Origin of the sequence: Microbacterium sp. zg-B96, assembly GCF_030246865.1 — a bacterium.
In the GTDB taxonomy this organism is placed as follows: Bacteria; Actinomycetota; Actinomycetes; order Actinomycetales; family Microbacteriaceae; genus Microbacterium.
This window is the reverse complement of sequence record NZ_CP126738.1, coordinates 3,202,348-3,225,843: the sequence shown is the minus strand read 5'-3', so window position 1 is coordinate 3,225,843 and position 23,496 is coordinate 3,202,348. Positions and strand designations below refer to the sequence as shown.

General features: G+C 68.7%; 22 protein-coding genes. 1 reads left to right on the top strand and 21 read right to left on the bottom strand.

Annotated elements, in window-relative coordinates:
* Positions 1 to 192: 192 nt before the first annotated feature.
* From QNO11_RS15295 to QNO11_RS15225, 15 genes are all read right to left on the bottom strand, one after another.
* The gene (locus QNO11_RS15295) at positions 193 to 1,689 is read right to left on the bottom strand and encodes an aldehyde dehydrogenase family protein (protein WP_257507410.1); all 1,497 of its coding nucleotides are present in this window, start codon (positions 1,687 to 1,689) and stop codon (positions 193 to 195) included.
* 103 nt (positions 1,690 to 1,792) lie between these two features.
* Positions 1,793 to 3,016: a multidrug effflux MFS transporter gene (locus QNO11_RS15290; protein WP_257507411.1), complete on the bottom strand. Its 1,224-nt coding sequence runs from the start codon at positions 3,014 to 3,016 to the stop codon at positions 1,793 to 1,795.
* Complete coding sequence (locus QNO11_RS15285) at positions 3,013 to 3,876, bottom strand: ABC transporter ATP-binding protein (RefSeq protein WP_257507412.1); 864 nt, start codon at positions 3,874 to 3,876, stop codon at positions 3,013 to 3,015. The genes QNO11_RS15290 and QNO11_RS15285 overlap by 4 nt, the downstream gene beginning before the upstream one ends.
* Entirely contained in the window at positions 3,866 to 4,642 is a 777-nt protein-coding gene (locus QNO11_RS15280) for an ABC transporter permease (protein ID WP_257507413.1), read from the bottom strand. Before QNO11_RS15280 ends, QNO11_RS15285 begins: the two co-directional genes overlap by 11 nt.
* On the bottom strand, positions 4,639 to 5,487 hold the full coding sequence (locus QNO11_RS15275) for an ABC transporter permease (RefSeq protein ID WP_257507414.1): 849 nt from the start codon (positions 5,485 to 5,487) through the stop codon (positions 4,639 to 4,641). Before QNO11_RS15275 ends, QNO11_RS15280 begins: the two co-directional genes overlap by 4 nt.
* Positions 5,488 to 5,519: 32 nt before the next feature.
* Positions 5,520 to 7,049: an acyl-CoA synthetase gene (locus QNO11_RS15270; protein ID WP_257507415.1), complete on the bottom strand. Its 1,530-nt coding sequence runs from the start codon at positions 7,047 to 7,049 to the stop codon at positions 5,520 to 5,522.
* A 70-nt stretch (positions 7,050 to 7,119) separates the two neighbouring features.
* Positions 7,120 to 8,106, bottom strand: a complete 987-nt coding sequence (locus QNO11_RS15265) for an ABC transporter substrate-binding protein (RefSeq protein ID WP_257507416.1) — start codon at positions 8,104 to 8,106, stop codon at positions 7,120 to 7,122.
* A 139-nt stretch (positions 8,107 to 8,245) separates the two neighbouring features.
* Positions 8,246 to 8,701: a MaoC family dehydratase gene (locus QNO11_RS15260; protein ID WP_257507417.1), complete on the bottom strand. Its 456-nt coding sequence runs from the start codon at positions 8,699 to 8,701 to the stop codon at positions 8,246 to 8,248.
* 20 nt (positions 8,702 to 8,721) lie between these two features.
* Positions 8,722 to 9,906 (bottom strand): acyl-CoA dehydrogenase family protein, encoded by a 1,185-nt coding sequence (locus QNO11_RS15255; RefSeq protein ID WP_257507418.1) that lies wholly within the window; start codon positions 9,904 to 9,906, stop codon positions 8,722 to 8,724.
* Positions 9,903 to 10,796, bottom strand: a complete 894-nt coding sequence (locus QNO11_RS15250) for an amidohydrolase family protein (RefSeq protein WP_257507419.1) — start codon at positions 10,794 to 10,796, stop codon at positions 9,903 to 9,905. Before QNO11_RS15250 ends, QNO11_RS15255 begins: the two co-directional genes overlap by 4 nt.
* A 70-nt stretch (positions 10,797 to 10,866) precedes the next feature.
* Positions 10,867 to 11,799: an SDR family NAD(P)-dependent oxidoreductase gene (locus tag QNO11_RS15245; RefSeq protein WP_257507420.1), complete on the bottom strand. Its 933-nt coding sequence runs from the start codon at positions 11,797 to 11,799 to the stop codon at positions 10,867 to 10,869.
* 96 nt (positions 11,800 to 11,895) lie between these two features.
* The gene (locus tag QNO11_RS15240; RefSeq protein ID WP_257507421.1) at positions 11,896 to 13,128 is read right to left on the bottom strand and encodes a flavin reductase family protein; all 1,233 of its coding nucleotides are present in this window, start codon (positions 13,126 to 13,128) and stop codon (positions 11,896 to 11,898) included.
* A 4-nt stretch (positions 13,129 to 13,132) separates the two neighbouring features.
* Positions 13,133 to 14,509 carry an NADP-dependent succinic semialdehyde dehydrogenase gene (locus tag QNO11_RS15235; protein ID WP_257507422.1) on the bottom strand — a complete coding sequence of 459 codons (1,377 nt, stop codon included), beginning with the start codon at positions 14,507 to 14,509 and terminating at the stop codon, positions 13,133 to 13,135.
* A gap of 14 nt (positions 14,510 to 14,523) precedes the next feature.
* The gene (locus tag QNO11_RS15230; RefSeq protein WP_257507423.1) at positions 14,524 to 15,036 is read right to left on the bottom strand and encodes a VOC family protein; all 513 of its coding nucleotides are present in this window, start codon (positions 15,034 to 15,036) and stop codon (positions 14,524 to 14,526) included.
* A 1-nt stretch (position 15,037) separates the two neighbouring features.
* A complete protein-coding gene (locus tag QNO11_RS15225) occupies positions 15,038 to 15,820 on the bottom strand; it encodes an SDR family NAD(P)-dependent oxidoreductase (protein WP_257507424.1) in 783 nt (260 codons plus the stop codon).
* 104 nt (positions 15,821 to 15,924) lie between these two features.
* Here QNO11_RS15225 and QNO11_RS15220 point away from each other — a divergent pair, with 104 nt between their 5' ends.
* Entirely contained in the window at positions 15,925 to 16,572 is a 648-nt protein-coding gene (locus tag QNO11_RS15220; RefSeq protein ID WP_257507425.1) for a TetR-like C-terminal domain-containing protein, read from the top strand.
* Between the two features lie 19 nt (positions 16,573 to 16,591).
* On the opposite strand, the gene QNO11_RS15215 is transcribed toward QNO11_RS15220, so the two are convergent.
* From QNO11_RS15215 to QNO11_RS15190, 6 genes are read right to left on the bottom strand one after another with little or no spacing between them, the layout of a single operon-like run.
* Positions 16,592 to 17,395, bottom strand: coding sequence for an ABC transporter ATP-binding protein (locus tag QNO11_RS15215; protein WP_257507426.1), 804 nt, complete (start codon positions 17,393 to 17,395; stop codon positions 16,592 to 16,594).
* On the bottom strand, positions 17,392 to 19,308 hold the full coding sequence (locus tag QNO11_RS15210; protein WP_257507427.1) for a dipeptide/oligopeptide/nickel ABC transporter permease/ATP-binding protein: 1,917 nt from the start codon (positions 19,306 to 19,308) through the stop codon (positions 17,392 to 17,394). Before QNO11_RS15210 ends, QNO11_RS15215 begins: the two co-directional genes overlap by 4 nt.
* Positions 19,305 to 20,246: an ABC transporter permease gene (locus QNO11_RS15205; RefSeq protein ID WP_257507428.1), complete on the bottom strand. Its 942-nt coding sequence runs from the start codon at positions 20,244 to 20,246 to the stop codon at positions 19,305 to 19,307. Before QNO11_RS15205 ends, QNO11_RS15210 begins: the two co-directional genes overlap by 4 nt.
* Before the next feature lie 14 nt (positions 20,247 to 20,260).
* A complete protein-coding gene (locus tag QNO11_RS15200; protein ID WP_257507429.1) occupies positions 20,261 to 20,908 on the bottom strand; it encodes a nuclear transport factor 2 family protein in 648 nt (215 codons plus the stop codon).
* A gap of 59 nt (positions 20,909 to 20,967) precedes the next feature.
* Positions 20,968 to 22,152, bottom strand: coding sequence for an acyl-CoA dehydrogenase family protein (locus tag QNO11_RS15195; RefSeq protein ID WP_257507430.1), 1,185 nt, complete (start codon positions 22,150 to 22,152; stop codon positions 20,968 to 20,970).
* A 36-nt stretch (positions 22,153 to 22,188) separates the two neighbouring features.
* The gene (locus tag QNO11_RS15190; protein WP_257507431.1) at positions 22,189 to 23,466 is read right to left on the bottom strand and encodes an acyl-CoA dehydrogenase family protein; all 1,278 of its coding nucleotides are present in this window, start codon (positions 23,464 to 23,466) and stop codon (positions 22,189 to 22,191) included.
* Between the last annotated feature and the right edge of the window lie 30 nt (positions 23,467 to 23,496).

Sequence of the window (23,496 nt, the reverse complement as noted above, 5' to 3'; positions counted from 1 at the left end):
GGCGCTGCGTGCCGCCGGTGAAGTCTGGGCCACTGATCGAGGTCCTTTCCTCTCAGGGAGAGGGCATCATTGCACCTCCGAGATGCAGATTACCTATGGTGATAGGTAATGGCAAGAGGTACTGCGCGAACCCGTGAGGCACCGTGACGGGGTCCGCCGCTTCGGCCGGACCCCGTCATGCGCGCCTGTCGGTCAGTGCGCCATGCCGGCCAGGGCCTCGGGGTCGATCGTGGCGATCGAGCGGGTGTCCTGGAAGGAACGGATTCCGTCGATGCCCTGCTCGCGTCCCATCCCCGACTGCTTCATGCCGCCGAAGGGTGCACGCAGGTCAAGGCGAGTGGCGCCGTGGTCGTTGACCCAGACATATCCGCAGCGCAACTGGCTGCCGACGCGGTGGGCGGCGGTGGGGCTGCCGGTCCACACCGACCCGCACAACCCGGCCCACGTGTCGTTGGCGAGACGTACGGCCTGCTCCTCGGTGTCGAACGGGATCACCGGGATGACAGGACCGAACTGCTCCTGGGTCACCACGCGCAGCCCCAGCGGGGGGTCCACGACGATCGCGGGCCGCAGGAAGTTGCCGCCCGCGAGGTCGCCGCCGGGCAGCTCGCCGAATTCGCGGACGTCGGCACCGGCATCCTTCGCCTCGGCGATGATCTCCTCGACGAACGCCTTCTGCGCCGGCTGGTGGAGCGGCCCCATCGTGGTGCCCTCGTCGAGGCCGTAGCCGATGACGACGTTCTCGAGCCGCGCCGTGAGCCCGGCGACGAGCTCGTCCAGCCGCGAACGGTGCACGTAGACGCGCTTGGCGTTCATGCAGATCTGCCCCGTGGTGTCGTACACCGCGGCGTAGAGCCGGTCGAGGTGCACATCGTCGATGACGGCGTCCTCCAGGAAGATCGCGGCGTCGTTGCCGCCGAGTTCCAGCATGACCCGGGTGAGGGTCTTGGACGCCATCTCCATGATCCGCTTGCCGCCGTTGACCGAGCCGGTGAAGGACACCTTGGCGATGTCGGTGTTCTGGATGAGGCCGGTCATGTTCTCGTCACGGCCGGTCACGACGTTCAGCACGCCGGCGGGGAGCTTCTCGGCGAGGCGCTGGACCACCCGGGTCGTGGCCAGCGGCGCCGACGGCGGGGGCTTCACGATCGCGGTGTTCCCGGCCAGCAGCACGTGCGGCAGGGAGGCGCCGAGGATCGCGATCGGCCAGTTGAACGGCACGATCACGGTGACCACGCCGAGCGCCTGGTAGGACACCTCGGTGGACACCGGGATGGCGCCTGGTACGACGGGCAGGGTCCGCGGCACGTCGACCTCGTCGGCGAGCATGAGCGCGAGGTTCCAGCGCAGTTCGAACACGAGGGCATCCACCCACGCTTCGAAGCGCACCTTGCCGTTCTCCTGCGACAGGATGGCGGCATCCTCATCGCGGTCGTCGCCGATACCGGCGATGGCGTCGGCCATGAGTCGCGCGCGCTCCTTCGCGCCCATCGCCTCCCACGCGGGGTGAGCGGCCTTGGCCGCGGCCACGGCATCGCTCACGTCGTCGGCGGAGGCCGCGGCGGCCTCCCCGACGATCAAGCCAGGTCTGGCCGGGTCTGGGATCGACAGGGTCTCGTCGGTGAAGCGTTCCTGGCCTCCGATGTAGAGCCCCGTTCGCGCCCCGGTGGTGATGGCGTCTGCAGTCATCTCGGCATGCACCTCTCTGTGTTCGGCGCAGATCGCGCCGGCGTCGATGGATTCGTTTGATTCTGCGGCCTGACCGTCCCCGGATCAACCGCGGCCGGCACTCTCACGCAGGGTTCCGACGCTCCAGCATGCGCCCGGCACCGGCTGCCCCGACAGCCAGCAGGGGAAGCAGGGTCATGAAGAACAGTGCGGGCACCGCGGTGCCGGTGCCGAGCAGCCCGCCCAGCGGCGAGGCCGCGGCGCCGAAAGCGAACTGACTGAAGCCGATCAATGCGGAACCCGCCCCCGCCGTCCGGGCGGCGCGGCCGACGGCGATGGCGGATGCCGTCGACATGACCGCCCCGCATCCCACGGCGAACCCGCCCATCAGCGGCAGGTACCAGGCCAGGGTGAAGGCTCCGGACACCGCGAGCACACCGGAGATCCCCGCCGCGGTCAGCTGCAGCAGCTGGGCTACCAGCAGGGTGCGGCCGGTGCCGACGCGCTGGGCGACGCGGCCGCTGAGCCACGCGCCCGACATGATGCACAGGCCCGTGAACGAGAAGGTCAGCGAGTAGCCCAGCGGAGTCGTCCCGAAGATGTTCTGCACGATGAACGACGACGAGCTGATGTACACGATGAGCGTGCCGTAGCCGAGGCCGAAGGCGACGGCGTAGCCGACGAACGCGCTGTCGCGCAGCAGGCGACCGATGTTGCCGCCGATCGCGGCGAAGGTGAACGGATGCCGGCGGTCCGGCGGCAGGCTCTCGGGGATGACGAAAGATGCGACCAGCAGCATCGCCGTGGCCAGCACCGCCACCCCGAGAAGCGTCACGCGCCAGCCCCCCGTCTGGGCGAGCCAGCCACCCAAGGGAACCGCGATGGCGGGGCCGAGGGCGATCATGGCCCAGAGCAGGCTGAACGCGCGCACCGCCTGCTGCCGGTCGGCCAGATCTGCCACGATCGCGCGTGCCAGCACCGCCCCCGCGGAACCCGCGAACCCCTGCACCGCGCGGATGGCGATGAGTACGCCGACTGAGGGACTGACTGCGGCAAGGTAGGCGCAGGCGGTGAACACCGCCAAGGCGGCCAGCAGCGTGCGCCGCCGGCCGAGGGCGTCCGAGAATGCGCCGATGACCAGCTGTCCCGCCGCCGAACCGATGAGGAAGGCCGTCATGGTCAGCTGCACGGCGGATGCTTCGACCTGGAACGCCGCCGCGATCTGCGGGAATGCCGGCAGATACACGTCGGTCGAGAGCGACCCCGCCATCGCGACGAACCCCAGGGCGAGCATGAGTCCGGGATCGATGCGTCCCGGGGTGCGCGGCACGGGGCGCGGTGGGCTCATGCGCGGGTCGCCACGTCCGGACGGAACCCCTTCTTCGCCAGCTGGATCTGCTCGTACACATGGCGACGCAGCTCGGTGAAGCGCGGCATCGACCGCGTCTCCAGCTGGTCGCGCTCCTCGGGGAGGTCGACGAGGAGGTCCTCCTGCACGATGGTCGGCGAGCTCGAGAGCATGATCACCCGCTCCCCGAGATAGACCGACTCGTCGATGTCGTGTGTGACGAAGAGCACCGACAGCCCCAGCGTTTTGCGCACCCCTCGCACGAGGTCCTCGAGGTCGGCGCGGGTCTGGGCGTCCACAGCGGCGAACGGTTCGTCCATGAGCAGCACCTCCGGTTGGTAGGCGATGGCTCGGGCGATGGCCACGCGCTGCTGCATTCCGCCGGAGAGCTGCCACGGATACGACCGCGGTACGTGATCGAGGCCCACGTTGGCCAGCGCCTCCTCGACGAGAGCCCGGCGCTGGTCCTTGCCCATGCCGGAGTTCTTCAGCGGCAGCTCGACGTTCTCGAAGACCCGCAACCAGGGGAACAGGGAGCGGCCGTACTCCTGGAAGACGACCGCCATCTTCTTCGGCGGCGCGGTCACCTTCTTGCCGTCGAGCACGACCTCACCCGATGTCGGCGTAAGTAGGCCCGCGATGCATTTGAGAAGCGTCGTCTTTCCCGAACCCGAGGGGCCCACCAGGCACGTGAGCTCGTTCTTGCCGAGGTCGAAGGTGAGGTCGCGGACGGCCTCGATGTCACCGCCGTCGGTGGTGTAGACCTTCTTCAGGTTCCGTACCGACAACAGGGTGTCCGCAGCGGGCAGGGTGCGACCGTACGAGACGGTCTGCAGTGGTGCAGAAGAGTCAGACAGCATTCTCGAGATCCTTCAGTCCGTAGTACCAGCGGAGGATGCGTCGTTCGACGACGCGGAACAGCATGGCGACGAGGAAGCCGACGATGCCCAGGAGCAGGATCCCCGACCACATCTCGGGGATGGCGTAGGTGCGCTGGAAGCGGATGATGGCAGCGCCCAGCCCCCCGGTGGGGGCGAACATCTCGGAGATCACCATGAGGATCAGCCCGATCGGCAGGCACTGTCGCACCCCTGCCAGCACCTGCGGCGCGGCGGAGGGGAGCACCTGGTAGCGCACCCGGTTGAATCCGGAGATGCCGTACGAGCGGCTCGTGTCGTTCTGCACCGGGTCGGTCGCCCGCACCCCCTCGACCGTGTTCAGCAGCACCGGCCAGACCGCGCCGATGGCGATCACGACCACCTTCATCGCGTCGTTCGGACCGATGATCAGCAGCAGCGGCGGCACCAGAACCGGTGCGGGCAGGGCGCGGAAGAACTCGAACAGCGGCTCGGTCATCGCCCGCAGGGTGCGGTTCAGGCCGATGACGATGCCCAGGAGCACCCCCACGACGATGGCCAGGGCCACGCCCATGCCGAACCGAGCAAGGCTCGGCAGCACGTCCGCCCACAGGCGAGGGCCGAACCAGAGCCCGAAGAACTCGGCGATCAGCTCGGGGGGTTCCGGGATGAAGAAGTTCGGCGACAGGATCGTGTTGATCCACCAGAGCGTGACGAGGATCACGGGCAACCCGAGGGTGAAGGTGATGGCGACGAGGGTTTTTCTCATGCCGGCACCTCCCCCCGCACCGACGTGTGCCACGACAGCAGCCGGCGCTCCGCCGCGCGGGCGCCGACGTTGATCAGCACCCCCAGGAGCCCCGTCGCGATCATGAGCGCGTACATCGTGTCGTAGTTGCCCGCGTTCTGGGCGAGCGTGATCTGATAGCCCAAGCCCGGCGTGCCGATGATCAGCTGCGCGGTGATCGCCAGGATCAGGGCGATCGCCGAGGCGAGTCGCACGCCCGTCATGAGGAACGGCAACGCCGTCGGGAACACGATGTCCCTGATGAGCTGCCAGCGGGAGAAGCCGTAACTGCGCCCCGTGCTCATGGCGACCTGATCGACGTCGGCGACGCCGTACAGCACCTGGATGAAGATCTGCCAGAACGCCGCGTACACCACCAGCAGCAGGGTCGCCTCGAACCGGATGCCGAACAGCAGCACCGCGAGGGGGATGAGCGCGACGGACGGGATCGGACGGAGGAACTCCACCGTCGAGTTCGTCGCACGGCGCAGGAACGGCGACAGCCCGATCACGACACCGGCGGTCGTCGCCAGCACGAACGCGATGAGCAGGCCCGTGCCCCACGCCAGGAGGGTGTCGCCGATCGCCACCCAGAAGTCGGGGAACGTGGCGATCTGGAACAGGTGGGGGATCACCTCGGTGGGTGGCGGCAGATAGCGAGGGTCCACCAGGCCCGTCCGTGACGCCATCTCCCAGATCGCGAGGAACAGCACGATGCCCGCGATGCCGAGCAGGGCCTTGCGTGGGGAGAACCGCCGTCGAGCGCGCGCCTTCGCGATGGCGACGGTGCGAGTCACCGTGTTGTCGCCGGGTGGTGCGATGGTCATCGTCGACCTCCTTGGTGGGCAGTGGACTCAGCTCAGGGCGTCCCGGAGCCGTAGCGCGCACGCAGATCGGCCTTGCGCACTTTTCCGCTGGCCGTTCTCGGCAGTTCTTCGGTGAAGACCACCCGGGTGGGGATCTTGTACTTGGCCAGTCGGCCGTCCAGGTGCCGGGCGATCGCCTCGGCGGGCAGGTGAGCCCCTTCTTTCAGGCTCACCACGGCCAGCGGCACCTCGCCCCACTTGTCGTCCGCGACACCGATGAGGGCGACCGACGAGATCTCGGGGATCTCCATGATGACTCCCTCGACCTCCGCCGAGTAGATGTTCTCCCCGCCCGAGATGATCATGTCCTTCAGGCGATCCGAGACGCGAAGGTACCCCTCCTCGTCCATCGAACCGAGGTCGCCGGAGCGGAACCAGCCGTCCACGAACGCGGCCGCGGTGGCTTCCGGGCGGCGCCAGTACTCCTTGATCACGTTGGGTCCGCTCACCAGGATCTCCCCGACCGTTCCGGCGGGCACCGTGCCGCCCTGTTCGTCCACGACCTTCACATCGGTGAAGAAGTGCTTGATCCCCGACGACCCCATCTTCACCTTCGACATCCGCGGCGGCATGGCCGTTGCGCCGGGGGAGGTCTCGGTCATGCCGTAGCCGCAGGAGAAGGACAGGCCCCGCTTCTCGTACGCCTCCAGCATCCGTTCCGGCATGGTGGAGCCGCCGCATGTGAGGTGCTGCAGGCTGCTGATGTCGGTGGTGTCCCAGTCCGGATGCTCCTGCAGCATCTGGAAGGTCGTCGGCACCCCCGCGAGCATCGTCACGTGCTCCGCGGCTACCGTGTGGAGCACACCGGCGGGATCGAACTTCTCGTGCAGGATGACCTGGCCGCCCTGCAGAAGTACGGGCAGGGCCCCCATGCTCAGCGAGGCGACGTGGAACAGGGGAGAGATCAGCAGCACGCGTTCGGCGGCGTGGATGCCGTAATCGACGATGGCGTTGAAGCAGTTCCAGGTGAGGTTGCCGTGAGTGAGGACGGCTCCCTTCGGGTGCCCGGTGGTGCCGGAGGTGTAGAGGATGATCGCCGGGTCGTCGAGAGTGACGGGAACGTCGATCTCGCGGTCCGTCCCCGAGGCGATGAGGTCGTCGTACGACTCGACCGCGGGGTAGGCGTCGGCCTCGACGATGATGCGCCGGGTGACGCCGGTGGACCAGGCGCCGGAGCGAGCGCGGTCACGTAGGTCGGCGTGCAGGATGAGGGTCGTGGATCCGGAGTCCTCGAGGGCGAACTCGATCTCGGGAGCGGCCAGGCGGGAGTTCAGCGGCACGAAGATCGCACCGAGGGTCGCCGTGGCGAACAGCGACTCGAGGAAAGAAGGGTGGTTGTTGCCGAGGTAGGCGACCCGGTCGCCCGCTGAGACACCGCGGTCGGCGAGGGCCGCGGCGAGCAGGCGGATGCGGTGGGCGAGCGTGCAGTAGCCGACCGTCTCGTCGCGGAACGAGATCGCGACGTCGTCCAGCGAACGCTCGCTGCGACGGGAGATCCAGGTCCCGATGCCTTGGTTGTGCACAACGGCCTCTTTCGAAGTCAATCGATCGGTGACGCCCCGCCGCCGCCGGAGCCGCGACGGGGCCGCCGGGTCAGTTCAGGAGCAGGACCTGTTCCAGGTCCGGCTCCTGCTCGAGGAACTCGTACTTCAGGGCGAGGGCGGAGAGGTCCTCGATGATCGACTCGTCCAGATCGGCGGAGAGGTGCTCGAAGTTGATGTTCTCGACGACCTCGGCATCCATTCCGGTGAAGGTCACGACGACCTCGCGGTAGCCATCGGTGTCGGCCATCGCCATCTCGAGCGACTCAGCGATGCCGGCGCGGAATTTCTCGACGATCTCCGGGTTCTCCTCGGCGTACGCCGTCGAGGTGAATGTCACCATCGACGCAAGCCCGGGGATCGCGTTGCCCATCGGTTCGCCGAGCACGGTCATGCCCTCGGTGGCCGCACCGGCGCCGAAGAACGGATCCGGCATCCAGGCGGCATCGATGTTGCCCTGCTCGAGCTGCGGGAGCTGGTCAGGGAAGGCGAGCTCGGTGAACTCCACCGCCGCCGGGTCGCCGCCGTCAAGTGCGACGGACTCCATGATGGCGAGGTCGCCCTGCGTGTTGAAGGCGTTGACGGCGACCTTCTTGCCCTCGAGGTCCTTCCAGGTCGTGATGCCGGAGTCCTCCTTGACGATCACGCCGGTCGGCAGCATGTCGGCGGGGACGTCCACGCTGGAAAAGCCCGCGATGATGCTCATCTCCAGGCCCTGGCTGGCGGCCACGAGCACCGACAGCGGGTTGCCGACTGCGAACTCGATGTCGCCGTTCGAGACGGCCGGCAGCAGCGCGGCGCCCCCCTGGCCGATCTGGACGGACACGTCGAGGCCCTGCTCTTCGAACACCCCGGCGTCGATGCCCATCTGCACTGCGGCGGATGCCGCGATGGGGATGAGCCCGACGGTCACCGGCGTGAGCTCCTCGGTGCCCTCGCCGCCCCCGCCCGGCTCTTCGGTCTCGCCGCTGAGTGAGCCGCTGCCGGCGCAGGCAGTCAGCATCAGCCCCGCCACCGCCATCGCGGCGACGGCTGTCATTCGTAGATTGCGCATCTCAGAAACTCCCTTGTCACTGACGGATGGTGCAGAAACCGCCGCAGGCGGCGGGTACAGCGCAATTTTCAGTTTTGTGGTGTGGGCTGTCGAGTTGTGGTGTGGCTGTCGGGTTGTGTCGTGGTCAGGCGGCGTACAGGCGCTGCAGGCTGCGCGCGACGACGGCGGGCTTCGTGCCGCCCTCCGTCTCGATCGTGATGTCGACGGTGAGCTGGTAGCCGCCGGCGACCTCGGCGACGTCGGCGATCGTGCCGGTCAGACGGATGCGGGAGCCCACCGGGACGGGGGAGACGAAGCGGACCTTGTCCAGCCCGTAGTTGACCTTGGTTCCCGCGCCATCCACCTCGAGCAGCTCGGTCCACAGCGGAATGAGCAGCGACAGCGTGAGGAAGCCGTGGGCGATGGGTGCGCCGAACGGGCCGTCCTTCGCGCGCTCGGGGTCGGTGTGGATCCACTGGTGGTCATCGGTCGCGTCGGCGAACGTGTTCACGCGTTCCTGCGTGATGTCGAGCCAGTCGGAGTAGCCGAGGTCGGCCCCGACGAGCGAGGGCAGGTCGGCGTAGGCGATGGTGGTGGTCATGGGTTCTCCTTGGGTCGGGATCAGACGAATGCGGACTGGCCGGTGAGGCCCCGCCCGACGATGAGGGCATTGATCTCGTGCGTGCCCTCGTACGAATAGACCGCTTCCGCATCGGCGAAGAAGCGGGCGACGTCGTGCTTGAGCAGGATGCCGTTGCCGCCGAGGGCCTCGCGGCCGAGGGCGACGGTTTCACGGGCCAGCCGTGCGGTCTGCAGCTTCGCCAGCGCCGAGTTCTCGTCGGTGACCATGCCGGCATCCTGCCGCGCGGACAGCTGCACCGCCATACCGAGCGAGGCGACGGTGTTGCCGAGCATGCGGGCGAGTTTCTCCTGCACGAGCTGGAAGCCGCCCACCGGCCGGCCGAACTGCTCACGTGCGGTGACGTAGCGCACGGCTGCCTCCAGCGCCCCGGATTGCAGCCCGGCGGCGATCCAGGCCGCGTCCGAGCGCATCGTGCGCAGGATCGCGGTGACGTCGCGCCACGAGTTCACACCCTGCAGTCGGTCGCTCTCGCCGATGCGCACGCCGTCGAGGTGGATGACGGCGTTCTGCATCGGACGCAGCGACACCTTGCCCTCGATCGTCTCGAGGCGGACGCCGGCGGCGGTGCGGGGCACGAGGAACGCCTTCACCTCGCCGTCGGCGACGTTGCGGGCGAACACCGCCAGCACGTCGGCGGAGGCCGCACCGCCGATCCACCGCTTCGCGCCGTCGATGACCCAGCCGTCGCCGTCTCGGCGCGCGGTCGTGGCCAGCCCGCCGGCGATATCGGAGCCATGGTCGGGTTCGGTGAGCGCGAATACCCCCTTCAGAGCGAACGAGCGCACGTCGGCATCCATGCGCTGTGCCTGGTCGGGTGAACCGCCCAGCGCGACCGTGGCACGGAAGAGCCCCGATTGCGCGTTGTACATCGTCGCGACCGACACGTCCGCGCGGGCGAGGACGAAGGTGCGGAAGCCGGAGAACACCGACGACGTCGCCTCCCGGTGCTCGACACCGGTGGGGTCCATGAGGTGCAGCGGAATGAGCGCCCCGAGCACGCCATCTGGCATCGTCGCCGACTCCCACGCGTCGCGCATGAGCGGTGTGACGTCGCGTTTCAGCACGTCGGCGAGCTCGACCAGTGCCGCGCGGGCAGCCGGAGTCAGGTGCGTTTCGGCGAACCCGTAGGGGTCGAAGCCGAGCGGGCCGGGGGCGGTCTTCACGATGTGTCCCCGAGTCCCAGCAGTCGCGCGGCGTTGTCCTTCATGATCCCGGGGAGCACTTCCGGCTTGAAGGCGGCGTGCTCGGCGTCACGGATCCACCGGTCGGGCGTGATCATGGGGAAGTCCGACCCGAACAGCACGCGCTTCTTCAGCATCGAGTTGGCGTAGCGGACCAGCTCGGCGGGGAAGTACTTGGGGCTCCAGCCGGACAGGTCGATCCAGGTGTTGTGCTTGTGGGTCGCCACCGAGAGTGCCTCGTCCTGCCACGGCACCGACGGGTGGGCCATGATGATCTGCAGGTCGGGGTGCTCGGCGGCCACGACGTCCAACAGCATCGGGTTGGACAGGCCCAGCCGGAACCCGCGCCCACCCGGCATCCCCGCACCGATCCCGGTCTGGCCGGTGTGGAACAGTGCGACGACGCCGGCATCCTGCAGCACCCGGTACAGCGGGAAGTGGATCGGATCCGAGGGATCGAACCCCTGCACGGTGGGGTGGAACTTGAACCCGCGCACGCCGCTGTCCTCGATGAGGCGGCGCGCCTGCGTGATCGCCGCGTCGCCCTTGCGGGGGTCGACGGAGCCGAAGGGGATGAGCACGTCGTTGTTACGCGCTGCGCCTTCGGCGATGCCGGCGCTGGAGATCGGGGCGTGGCCGAGGTTCGTCTCGGAGTCGACCGTGAACACGACCGCAGCCATCCGCCGCTCGCGGTAGTACGCGGCGATCCCGTCGAGGTCCGGGCGCGGGCCGTCGGCGCTGAAGTAGGTCGACGCGGCGTCGGCGAGGTCGTCTGGAAGGGACGAGTGCCCGTGCGGGTCGATCTCGATGTGCACGTGCACGTCGATCGCGGTGATCGCGTCGAGGTCGATTGCGGGAGAGTACCGGGTCACTGTCGCTCCATTGCGAGGGGGTGCAGGGGGTGCCTGTGCTGCGGGGTCGTGCCGCCGCGGAGGGCTCGGATCAGGCGGTGGGCGCAGGCTGCTGGAGCTCCTCCGGCAGGGGTGGGAACTTCTCACCGACGCTCTGCAGGTTGCCGCCCAGCAGTGCCTCGCCTGATTCGGTGAGGGCGTCGAACGTCCAGCCCCCCTCGCGGTACGCCGTGACGATGGGCTCGGGGTGCGACCACACCTGCAGGCGGTCGCCGCCGACGCCGATGGCCTGGCCGGTGATGCCGGCGGCGGCATCCGATGCCAGATATGCGATGAGCCCGGCGACGTCGTCGGCGGTGCCGAAGCCGAGGTCGTGGCGGAAGAACTCCGGCATCGCCTCACCCGCGGCATCCGCGGCGACGGCGGCGGCGAAGTACGGCACGGTGGCGGTCATCGCGGTGGCGGCGACGGGGATGACGGTGTTGGCGGTGATCCCCGCCTTCTTCAGCTCGAGGGCCCAGGTGCGCACCATTCCGGCGATGCCGGCTTTGGCGGCGGCGTAGTTGGTCTGCCCGAAGTTGCCTCGTTGGCCCGTGGGAGAGCCGATGCAGATGATGCGCCCTGCGACGGCGTTCTCACGCATGTAGGTGGCCGCTTCCCGCACGCACGTGAACGTGCCACGCAGGTGCACGCCGATGACGAGGTCGAAGTCGTCGTCGCTCATCTTCCACAGCACGGTGTCGCGCAGCACGCCGGCGTTGGTGACGAGGATGTCCACGCCTCCGAACGCGTCCACTGCGGTCTGCACCAATTGCTTCGCCGTGTCGGTGGGTCCCACCGGCGCGACCACGGCGACGGCCTTGCCGCCGGCGGACACGATGGACTCGACCGCTTCGGCGGCGATCGTCTCATCGACGTCGTTCACGACGACCGATGCGCCCTGGCGAGCGAGTTCCTGCGCGTAGGCGAGCCCGAGTCCGCGACCGGACCCGGTGATGATGGCGACTTTGCCTTCGAGTGACATGCAAGCTCCTTCGGTTGCTCACATGAAACTCCCGATTGTTGAGAATGTCAATTATTTGAGCGGGGACGCTGGATCTGGGCGGGGGCGGAGCCGCGCTCATGCACCGGCGAGGAGTGCTCCATCGGGTGCCGGCGCGTTGACGGCGAGCTGCGCCGAGAGGGTTCGTCCGGCCGTCACGAGAGCCTGCGCGAGGTCGTCGAGACTCCGGCCTCCGCTGCCGGGTTCGAGGTCACTCACCGTCAGCACGAGCACGACCTCTCCCGCACCGTCGAAGACGGGTACCTGTACCGCCGCGATGTCGTCCGCGGCGAGCCCCGGAGTGATGTTCTCGATGGTGCGGGAGGCGTATTCGCTCCACACTTTCGCGTAGGAGTCGCGCTCGGCGGCGGGATCGGTGAGCATGCTGTAGAAGCGATCGGTGAGATCCCGGTCTACCGAGATGCCGAACCCGCGCTCCCGGATCGCCGCCAGCTGGGCTTCCACGCTGCGCCGATCGACCGCGCCGACAAGGTGCCGGGCGCGCTCGATCCACAGCGAACGATCGCGCTGCGCGGCCCATGCCGCGAACACCGGTTCGATCGGCGCGGCAAAAGGCAGGGAGACGCCGATCGAGCGCACCCGTCGTTCCTTCGCCTCCAGTTCGTCGCGGCCGGCGACGCCCACCGAAGCCGGAACGATGGCCAGCACCACGACCGACTCGCCGACCAGCGTCGTGATGGCGATGTCCCGCCCGATCCGGTCGGCGACCGACGTGAGAGCGTCCGATGCTGCGCGAGCCGCAGCCAGACGGTCGCCGACGAGCCGGGCATCGACCGCGTCGGCGGGGATCGCGAAGGCGCCGAAGCCGCCACGGCGGTAGAGGAGTGGATCGCCGGCATCGCGCGTCCCGACGCCGAACTTCTCGACACGCCCGACGACGAATCGGTGGTCGCCGAACCGCTCGACTCTCTCCGTACGTGCTTCGAACCAGGCGACAGCATCGTCCAGGCGCGGGATTCCGTGTGCGGTGCGGATGAGTCCCGGCTGTTCGAAGCGCTCGGCTTCCTTGCGGATGAACGAGCGCAGGATATCGTCCTGCCGTTCGCCCAGCACGCTCACGGCGAAGCGGTCGGCGTCGACGACCTTCGCGAAGCTCGCGGAGGAGTCGTCGCCGAAGAATCCAATCAGTGGCGGGTCCTGGCTCACGGCGACAAAACTGCCGACGATCATGCCGACGGGCTCCCCCGTCGGTCCGAGCGCGGTGATCAGCGAGACCGCGGTCGGGTACTCACCGAGCACGGCCTTCCACCACTCGGTTCGCTCGACGCCGTCTTCTGCCGTTCGTGTCACAGTGCTAGGCCTTCCACACGGTTTTGACGTTGGTGAACTCTCGCATCCCCTGCGCGGCGAGTTCCCGTCCGTAGCCGGAGTTCTTACTTCCCCCGAACGGCAGTTCCGGAAACGACACGGTCATGCCGTTGACGAACACCGCGCCCGCGTCCAGCCGGAGGAGGAAGAAGTCCTCTTCGTCCGCGTCCCGCGTCCACACGGACGAACTCAGCCCGAAGGGTGTCTGGTTGGCGATGCGGATGGCCTCGTCGCGGTCCGCGACGCGATACACCGACGCCACCGGACCGAAGGCCTCCTCGAGGACGAGGCGCATGTCGCCGGACAGGTCCGTGAGCACGGTGGGCGGGTAGAACCAGCCCCGCTCGTCGGGGACGCCTCCGCCGACCAGCACGCGCGCGCCTTTCGCGATCGCGTCGTCGACCAGCTCAGCCAGTTCGTCCCTTCCGGCACGAGTGGCGAGGGGCCCGACGTCCACGCTCTCGTCCGCGGGGTCCCCCATCGTGAGGGCGGCGACGCGCTCCGAGAAGCGGCGGACGAATTCGTCGAACACGTCGGCGTGCACGATGAACCGCTTCGCGCATACGCAGCTCTGCCCGTTGTTGGTGAACCGCGCAGTGACGGCCGTGGCGACGGCGGTTTCGAGGTCGGCGGACGGCATCACGATGAACGGGTCGGAGCCACCCAGCTCGGTCACGCTCTTCTTGATCTCGCTGCCGGCTGTCGCTGCGACGGAGCGACCCGCCGGCTCGGATCCGGTGATGGTCACGGCGCGCACCCGCGGGTCGCGGATGACCGCTTCCACCGCACCGGAACCGATGAGCAGAGCACCGAAGGCCCCCTCCGGGAAGCCGCCTCGGTGGAACAGCGTGTCGAGATACAGGGCGGCCTGGGGCACATTCGAGGCGTGCTTGAGCAGACCCGCGTTCCCCGCCATCAGTGCCGGCGCGGCGAAGCGGACCACCTGCCACAGCGGATAGTTCCAGGGCATGACGGCAAGCACGACCCCGAGCGGCTCGTAAACGACGGTGGCCATGCGGGCTCCGACGACGGAGGGATCGGCCAGCGGTTCGTCCGCAAGGAAGCCCTCCGCGCGCTCCGCGTAGAACCGCATCGCTTTCGCGCACTTGGCGACTTCCGCGCGCGCCTGGGAGATGGGCTTGCCCATCTCGAGGGTCAGCAGGCCGGCGACCGCGTCTGCATCGGCCTCCAACAGGTCCGCCGAGTGCCGCATCCACTGTGCACGTTGGTCGAGAGCGGTCTCGCGTAGCGTCTCGAACGCGGACTGCGCCGCGGCGATGCGCCGTTCGACCTCGCTGGCATCGTGCGGCGCGAACTCGGCCACGAGTTCACCCGTACGCGGGTCGATGGTGGCGATGGTCATGGTTCTCCTCGGGTTCAGGCGGTGCGCCAGGGGTCGGTGCCGTCCCAGCCGGCGCACATGGCACGCAGATCCTCGAGGGCGGCGGCCTGCGCAGGGGTGAGCTCCACGAGCTCGATCAGCCCGGCAGACCCCGGCGCGCCGGGGAAGAAGGCGACGCGTGCTCCGTTGGGGAGCACGTCCTCGAAGGTGGCGGGCCCGCCGACGGCCACGAGGCCCGCGGCGCGCTCGTCGAACTGGTCGGGCGGACTCGTGATCGCGACGTGATGGAACCCGTGGCCGCGGGAGCGGACCGCGTCGCGGAAGATCGATGGGTGGTCGTCGTGCTGCTGGATCAGCTCGATCATGACGGGGCCGTCGAACGTCCGCGCCACGGTGAGGCTCGCCCGGAACGGCTCGCCCTGGTAGGTGGCATCCGGGGCAGTGAAGGGTCCGCGCACCGTCCACGGGCCGACGCCCAGCGTCTCGGTCCAGGCCCGCGCTGTCGCCTCGATGTCGGGGCTGGTGTAGGCGTACTGGAAGATCTTCATGTCAGTCTCCGATGACCGTTCCACCGTCGACGACGATGTTCTGACCGGAGGTGAAGGATCCCGCCGCGGAAGCGAGCCACAGCACCGTGCCGGCTACATGGTAGGGCTCGCCGAATCGACGCATCGGCGTCTTCGCAAGCCGTGCTTGGCGGTGGGGGCCCTCGGTTATCACTTTCGCGAAATCGGTCTGGATGACCCCTGGGGCGATGGAGTTCACTCGAATGCCGGACGGTCCCCACTCGACCGCGAGGTTCCGGGCGAGCTGGGCGTTCGCGGCCTTGGTGAGGCCGTAGACGGGAATCTTGGTGTTGCCACGGATCCCGGCCAGGCTCGACATGATGATGAAGGCACCTCCGCCGCCGGCGGCCATCCGGGGGAGGGCGCACGCGGCCAGGTGCAGGACGCTGCGGACATTGACGTCGAACATCCGGTCGAACTTCTCATCCGATGACAGGTCGCTCGGCCGATCCTCGAGTGAGATGCCCGCGTTGGCGAACACGGTGTCGATACGGCCGAACTCTGCGTGTGTGGCGTCGACGAGCGCGGTCACTTCTTCGGCGGAGGATACGTCGCAGACGCGCCCCACGATCGGCAGCCCACGGTCGGCGAATTGCGCGGCGACGCGCTCGGGATGCTCCGAAGCCAGGCCGCTCAGCACCGTCGTGGCTCCTGCGGAAGCGAGAAGGCGTGCCGTCTCCCGCCCGAGTCCGGTTGTCGCTCCGGTCACGATTGCGACCTGCCCGTGCAGGGAGAAGAGTTCAGCAGCGGTCACGTCATCGGCCATGCGACAACTATAGAACGAAACCGTTTCGTATATAAGCGCGCGGGTCCCGCTCTAATGAGGCGCGGGAGGCAGTACGCGACGGTTCTTGAGACTACGCTCGGGGGGTGAGCGAAGCGAAGGGCGGGACCAGCATGAGCAACGTGAAGCCGAAGGCGAAGGGCGCCGCACGGTCGCGCGGCGAGGAACGGCGCGAAGACATCCAGCGGGTCGTTCTCGAGCTCGTGGCGGCGCGTGGCATCGAGGGCGTCACCGTCGACGCGATCGCCGCGGCCGCGAAGGCATCCAAAGCGACCTTGTACCGGCGCTGGCCCACCAAGGTGGACCTCATCCGCGAGGCGATCGAAATGTCCTTCGGCGGTCAGCGTCCGAGCGACCCTGGTGACCTGGGTGCCCTGCGGCCGGAACTTCGCGTGATCCTGGATGGGGCAGCGCAGATGCTCCGAGAGAACCGCCGGCTCATCATCGCCCTGCTGGACGGGGCGCAGCGCGATGAGACGGTCTTTCGTCTCATGCGGCAGGAGACGCAGGAGAGTGTGCGGGAGGCAACCCAACGACCTCTCATGCGAGCGATCGCTCGCGGCGAGGTCGGCCCCGGGGTCAACCTCGACCTCGTGCCGGACATCGCATTGCCGATCATGCACCACCGCGCGGTCTGGAACGAGCCGATCGACGACGCCTTCCTGGACTACCTGCTGGACGATATCCTGCTTCCCCTCGCCACCGCGTCGCGGGAGCCGTCCGAGGATTCCTGACTGCCGCGTCGGGGCGCCGTCACTGAGTGACGCCGACCGCACGCTCGAGAGGCTCCGGGCGCTCACCGGTGGCGAGCATCGCGGCCACGAGCTCCTTCGTGTACAGGTGCTGGGGCGACCGCACGACGTCGTCCGCGGCGCCGATCTCCACGATCCGGCCATGCTGCAGGACGGCGATGCGCTCGGACATGAAGCGGACGATCTCGATGTCGTGGCCGATGAACAGGAAGCTCACGCCGGTGTCGCGCTGCACCTCGCGCAGCAGGTTCAGTACCTGGGCCTGGACCGACACGTCCAGCGCCGTCACCGGCTCATCGCAGACGACCAGGGCGGGACGACTCATCATCGCTCGTGCGATGGCGATGCGCTGACGTTGACCGCCGGAGAATGCGGCGGGGAAGCTGTCCGCGGCGCCCGCGGGCAGACCCATCCGGTCGAGGAGGTCCTGGATCCGCGTCGTCGCATCTCGCTCCGTGCGAGGGATGCCCTCCAGTAATGCGCTCCGGACGCGTTTGACGGGGTTCAGCGTGCTGTTGGGGTCCTGGAACACCGCACGGATCTGTGAGCCGAACGCGCGGCGGCGGGCCGCCGACAATGCCGACAGTTCTGTCCCGCGGAAGAAGATCCTCCCCGAGGTGATGGGTGCGAGTCCCAGAAGGGCCCGCCCGATCGTCGACTTGCCCGAGCCGGATTCGCCGAGCAGACCCAGCGTCTCGCCCTCGGCGATCTCGAAGCTCACGCTGTCGACGGCCCGATGTCGCCGTCGGCCAGAGCCGTAGTCGACCGTGAGATCTTCCACCCGGAGCAGTGAGTCAGCAGTCATCGGGCGACCTCCACGGTCTGGGCACGGACCTCGTGCGCGAACAGACAGCGACTCGCCTGGTCGCCCGGGAGGTCGAACAGGGGAACCGGTGCACTCCGGCACTCGACCCGCGCGATCGGGCATCGCGGGGCGAACCGGCAGCCGCTCGGCCATGATCCCGGGGCGGCGACCTGCCCGGGCGTGGACACGAGCGGTAGGGAACGGTCGGCGTCGGCGCGGGGCCGGCAGGCCAGCAGCGCCCGCGTGTAGGGGTGCGCGCTGTGCTCGAGCAGGTCGTCGACTCGGCCCTCCTCGGAAATCTGCCCGGAGTACATCACCATGGCCCGGTCGCAGAGGTGGCGGATCACGTCCCAGTCGTGACTGACGATCAGGAGCGCCATGCCGGACTCCTGCTGCAGGCTGCGCAGCAGGTCCAGCACGCCCAGCCGGATGGAGGCGTCGAGAGCGGTCGTCGGCTCATCCGCAATGAGGAGATCAGGCTCGCCCGCGATCGCCCGTGCGATCGCGACGCGCTGCGCGAGGCCTCCGGAAAGCTCGTGCGGGTACCGTCGGGCGATCGTCTCCGCGTCGGTGATCTGCACGCGACGGAGCAGGTCGAGTGCGCGCGTCCGCGCCTCGCGTTTGGTGATGTCGTGATGCAGGCGAAGGACCTGGGTGAGCAGCTGGCCGACCCGGATTGTGGGCTCCAGGGTCGCCATCGGGTCCTGGAAGACGTAGGCGACGGAACCTCCGCGGTAGGTGCGCAGTTCTTTGCCGGTGAGTTCGAGCACGGCCTGGTCGCGGAAGCGAACCCCGCCGCCGGTGGTTCGGCCGGCTGCCGGCAGGATGCGCGCGAGCGCCCGCGCCACTGTGGATTTGCCGCACCCGGACTCGCCGACCAGCCCCACGGCTTCCCCCGGGGCGATGTCGAAGCTGATGCCGTCGACCACGAGGGCGTCTCGTGACCCGGCCGTGTAGTGCACGTCGAGGTCGCGGACTGAGACGAGCGCGGAGCCGGCCTCGACCTTGGCGGGACGGGTGGCGGTCGCGGCCTTGCGGGACGCGCCCGTCCACGGGTCAACGCTCGCCTCCCGCAGGGTGTCACCGAGGACGTTCAGTGCCAGCACGGTGACCGCCACGGCGGCGCCGGCGACGATCATGGGTCCCTGCGACCGGGAAAGGGCGAGGACGGCATCCTGGATCATGCCGCCCCACGTCGCGTCCGGAGGCTGCGGGCCGAATCCGAGGAAGGCGAGGCCTACGGTGAACGCGACGCCGACTCCGGCGATCAGCGTCGCCTGGACGAGCAGAGGGCCGACGATGCGCGGCAGGATGTGCGAGGCCATGATCTTCAGGGGCGCGAGGCCCGCCACTCGAGCCGCGTCGACGAAGTTCTCCCGGCGCACGGCGATCACGGCGCCCCGGATGTTGCGCACAACCGGTGGGGACATCAGCACGCCGAGCAGCACCATGGCGACCAGGAAAACGCCGTCGAACACGCTCAGGATGACGATGGTCATGACCAGCACCGGCATGGCCAGGCCGATATCGGCGCTCGTCGTGATGACCCGGTCCCACCAGCCGCCCTGGAAACCGGCGAGGATCCCCAGCGGGACGCCCAAGAGCAGGGCGACGATGAGGACGACACTCGCGTAGCCGAGCGACGGGATGCCGCCGAACAGCAGGCGGCTGAGGAGGTCGCGGCCCAGCTGGTCCGTGCCGAGCGGGTGCTCGGCGCTGGGGGCGGCCAGCGCGGCGAGCAGGTCGACCTGGTTGGGGTCGGGCAAGGGGAGGACCGGAGCGAGCAGGCACGCGATGATGACGACGGCCAACACCGCCCCGGAGACGATCGCGGCAGGGCGGCGGATCAGTCGGGAGAACGGGCTTCGTACGGCTCGGCGTCGGGGGATGACGAGGGAGCGGGTCATCGTCATGACATTCTCGCCTTCGGGTTGAGCCAGCCGTAGAGCATCTCTACGACGAGGTTGACGATGACCACACCGAGGCAGAGTACGACGACGACCCCCTGCACGAGGGGGAAGTCACCGGTCTGCGCCGCGCCGACCACCAGGGTGCCCAGACCCGGGAGGGAGAAGACCGTCTCGGCGAAGACGGTGCCTCCGATCATGGCGATGAAGAACACGCCCACGATGGTGACGATGGGAATCGCTGCGCTCTTGAGCACATGCGCCCAGATGATGCGCATCTCGGACCTGCCGTCCGCGCGCAGCGCCGCGACGAAGTCCTTGGCGAGGGCCTCCTGCATGGAGTCCTTGGTCTGCTTCGCGATTCCCACCAGGGGTGCGGCCACCAAGGTCGCCACCGGGAGGATGAGCGAACGGATCCAGCCGTCGATCGACTGCGTCGGCGGGACGTATCCGGTTGCCGGCAGGAGAGGCATCTGAAGGGCGAACCAGGCGATCAGGAGGAAGCCGAGCCAGAAGGGCGGGATCGCCGAGACGACGACCGCCGCCCACTCGAGCGCGCGGCTCAGCCACCCCCCGCGCAGCGCACCCAGCATGCCGATCAGGACACCGCCGATCGTGGACAGGGCGAGCGCGGCGAGGACGAGGCTGAGGGTGACCCCGATGCGCTGGCCGATCGTGTCCAGCACAGGCTGAGCGGTCAGCAAAGACACTCCGAGGTCGCCGTGCAGCGCGGCAGTCAGCCAGTTCCAGTACTGCAGGAGGAGCGGCTGATCGAGGCCCAGCTGAGTGCGCACCTCCGCGACCCGTTCGGGGGTGGCGGCGTTGCCCAGCACCGTCGCGGCGGGGTCCCCCGGCGCGATGGCGATGAGGAGGAAGGTGAGGAAGGAGACGATGAACAGCAGCGGCACGGCAAGTGCGAGGCGTCCCAGAATGAGGCGGGTCATGGAAGGACCATCTCTCAGTCCTCCGCGATGAATGTGTCGTAGGGCTTCGGTGGGACCGGAACGAGCGCCGGTGCTCGATTGCGACTGTACTTCGTCTCGAATGAGATGGGCTCATCGGGGCGCCCCGGGCCGTTCGGGATGGGCGGTTCCGGCGGCGGGGGAGCGTCCAGGATGCTCTTTCCGACCTCGCTGGCCCACGTCTGGTAGACGTGCAGGTGCCAGATCTTCCAGCCGGATTCCGTGCGCAGGAAGTCCACCGAGTAGGTGCACCAGTACCAGAACTCGATCTGCGGGCTTCCCTCGACCCAGAAGAAGCGATGTGCTTCGTGGCCGGGTGAGTTCCAGACCGCCTTGGCGGTCTGCGCGTCGGCGGCCACCTCGATGACAGGGGTCGTCAGAGTGTGCTCGACGAGCTCGCCGCGGCGGTCGGGCCGGGTGAGCTCCTGCTCGAATGTCACGCCGAAGCAGCGGTACGCGGCATCCCGCCCCCGCCAGATCCCGGCGGGCATCTCGATGAGCAGGTCATCGACGTCGGCGAAGAGGTCGACGATCTCGGCGTTGCGGTAGGCGGAATGAAGGTACTCGTACGTGCCCATCACGTTCTGCACGGCCTGGGCCGCCTCCAGCCGGTCCAGGCGTCGCAGGACATCCTCGTCGGTCATGCTCTCGGTCCTCTTCCGCGGCGAATCAACGCATCAGTACAGCGCATCAATACAGGTCATCAATACAGGGCATCGGCGTGGTCGCCGAGGCTCTGTCCGAGCAGTACTCGGCCTGCGAGTAGCTGTGCGTGGCGCCAGTCCAGGGTGGTGTGATTGCGCATGACCAGCGTGTTGCGGGCTATGCGGTCGTAGTCGGTGCCGTCGCGCAGGACGCTGGCGCCCGCAGCCTGAACGATGGTGTCGACGGCGGCGAACGCCTCCGTGCCGCTGGCTGCCACGTCGAGGTTGAGCTTCGCACGCTCCGCCATCGACGGCTCCGGGCTGCCGGGCGCGTACAGCCGCTCGGTGCGGGAGACGGCGTCATCCAGCAGCAGTCGGCCGATGAGCGCCTGCTGCGCCGCCTGACCGTACGCGGCGTGAGTTTCGGGCTCGTGCAGGTACGGCACGCGGCTCGCCGGGCGCACGCGCGTGCCCATCGCCTGCGGAAACAGTTCCAGTGCGGCCTCGGCCGTGCCGACGGCGACGGCGCTGTGGATGAGGGACAGGACGCGGTACATCGGATACTGCAGCAAGTCGTATGACGGGTGAAGGGCGGCGCCGTCGTTGTCGCGGGATGAGTAGGCGATGAAGTCGACGACCCGATGGGTGGGGACGAACGCATCGGTGAGCTCGAAGTCGTTCGACCCGGTCGCCCGCATTCCGGGCACGCGCCAGGTGTCGATGATCGTCCCGTCATCGACGCGCGCGACCACCGCGAGCGGTCCGTGCTCTCCGGCGGCGGCGACCACGACCCAGTTCGAGTGCAGGATCGCGGACGCGAAGCGCCACCTCCCGGTCACGCGGTAGCCGCCCTCGACGGGCACTGCCTGCCCGGGAGGGGCGGCGACCGCTGCGGCCAGCCCAGGCCCGGCGCCGAAGATCTCCTCCTGCGCCTGCGTGTTGAGCCGCGACAGCAACCAGTTGTGCGAAAGCAGGAACGCGCCCACCCACCCCGCCGACGCGTCCCCGCGGGAGAGGGTGCGGACGATGTCGATGAAGGTGCCGAAGTCGATCGCCGAGCCGCCGGTGTCCACAGGGCGCATCGCCGTGAAGAACCCCGCCGCTTCAAAGGCGTCGATGACGCGGTCAGGCAGGCGCCGCAGTGTCTCCGCCTCGGCAGCTGTCTCGCGCAGCAGCGGCACGAGCTCTTCCGCGCGGCTGAGCAGGGTCGCCCCGTCGGCGGCGGTCATGGTGGTGTGGGTCACGATCGGTTCTCCGTGTCTTCTGTGCTCGGCGCCCGCTCAGGGGAGGCCGGGCAGGCCGCCGGCTGTGTTGTGGTTCGTACGCCCGAGGGCGTCGCGCCCCGTGAGTTCGGCGAGGGGATCGAACCGGATGGCGCCGTGCGAAGCGAGGACACGGATGTCGCGGTGCGCGCGTTGGATCTGATTCGTCAGGATGGCGGCGGAGGATCCGAGTGCCTCCTCGATGTCGGCGATCGCGTCGCGGCACAGCCGAATCGTGTAGACGAGCTCCATGTGGGTGCGCGTCGCGTCCACCGGCGAGAAGTCGATGCCCTCGGCGCTCATCCGATCAACGGTGTCTGCCACCCGCTCCACGGCGGCCCGCGCCACGTCGATCGCCGCCTGCGACCGCCCGACCGCGATCTGGGTGCCCGGGGCATCCGCGATGGTCGCGTAGGGCAGATTGAACGGCGTCCGCTTGGGCGCGGTGCCGATGAACGACTCCAGGGCGCCCTGCGCCATGCCGACGGCGACGCTGGCGAGGTTCAGGGTGATGACGACGATGCGCGCTTCGGAGCCCCAGGAGAACGTGGGCCCGGTGAACCGGTCCCGCAACGCATTCATCCGCTCCGGCATCTCCCGAAGGTCGAAGAAGCGGCCGTCCGGGATGAACACTTCCTCGTCGGCCACGAGGGTGTTGCTGCCGGTGGCGGCCATCCCGGTCACCTTCCAGTCCTCCACGACCCGGCAGGCCGCGGCCGGAATGAGGGCGAGCCCGCGGCCCGGGGTGCCGTCGGGCTTCTCGAAGTCCGCGCCCACCATGTTCCACGTGGCCGTGCGGCACCCCGTGCCGAACCCCCACGTGCCCTTCACCTTCCAGCCACCGGGGACGGCGACTGCGGAGCCGACCTTACGGGCGAACACCGATGCGCCGGTCAGCCGTGGGCCGGGGACGTCGGCAGAGGACTCGAACACCTCTTTGACGGCCTCGTCGGAGTAGGCGAGAGCGAGGGTGTGGTTCGTCGCGGCTGCCTGAGCGAGCCAGCCGGCCGAGCCGTCACCCTTGCCGACGGCCTGCAGCACCTCAGCGAGGTCGCGCGCCCCCGACGCCGTGCCGCCGTACTCGAAAGGCGTGCCCAGGTCCCACACACCGATCGCCTTGAGTCGGACGTTGACCTCGTCGGTCAGTGCGGTCCTCTGTTCGGCCTCGAGGCCCTGCCGCTGCATCTCCGCGGCGAACTCGAGTACCTCGTCGCGCATGCGGCGCGCGCCTTCGGTCAGGGTCGACTCCGGCGCCGAGGTTTCGCGCGTCGGCGTCGCAATGGCGTTGTCGGTCACGATGATGTTCCTTCGATCGGGGGTGATATC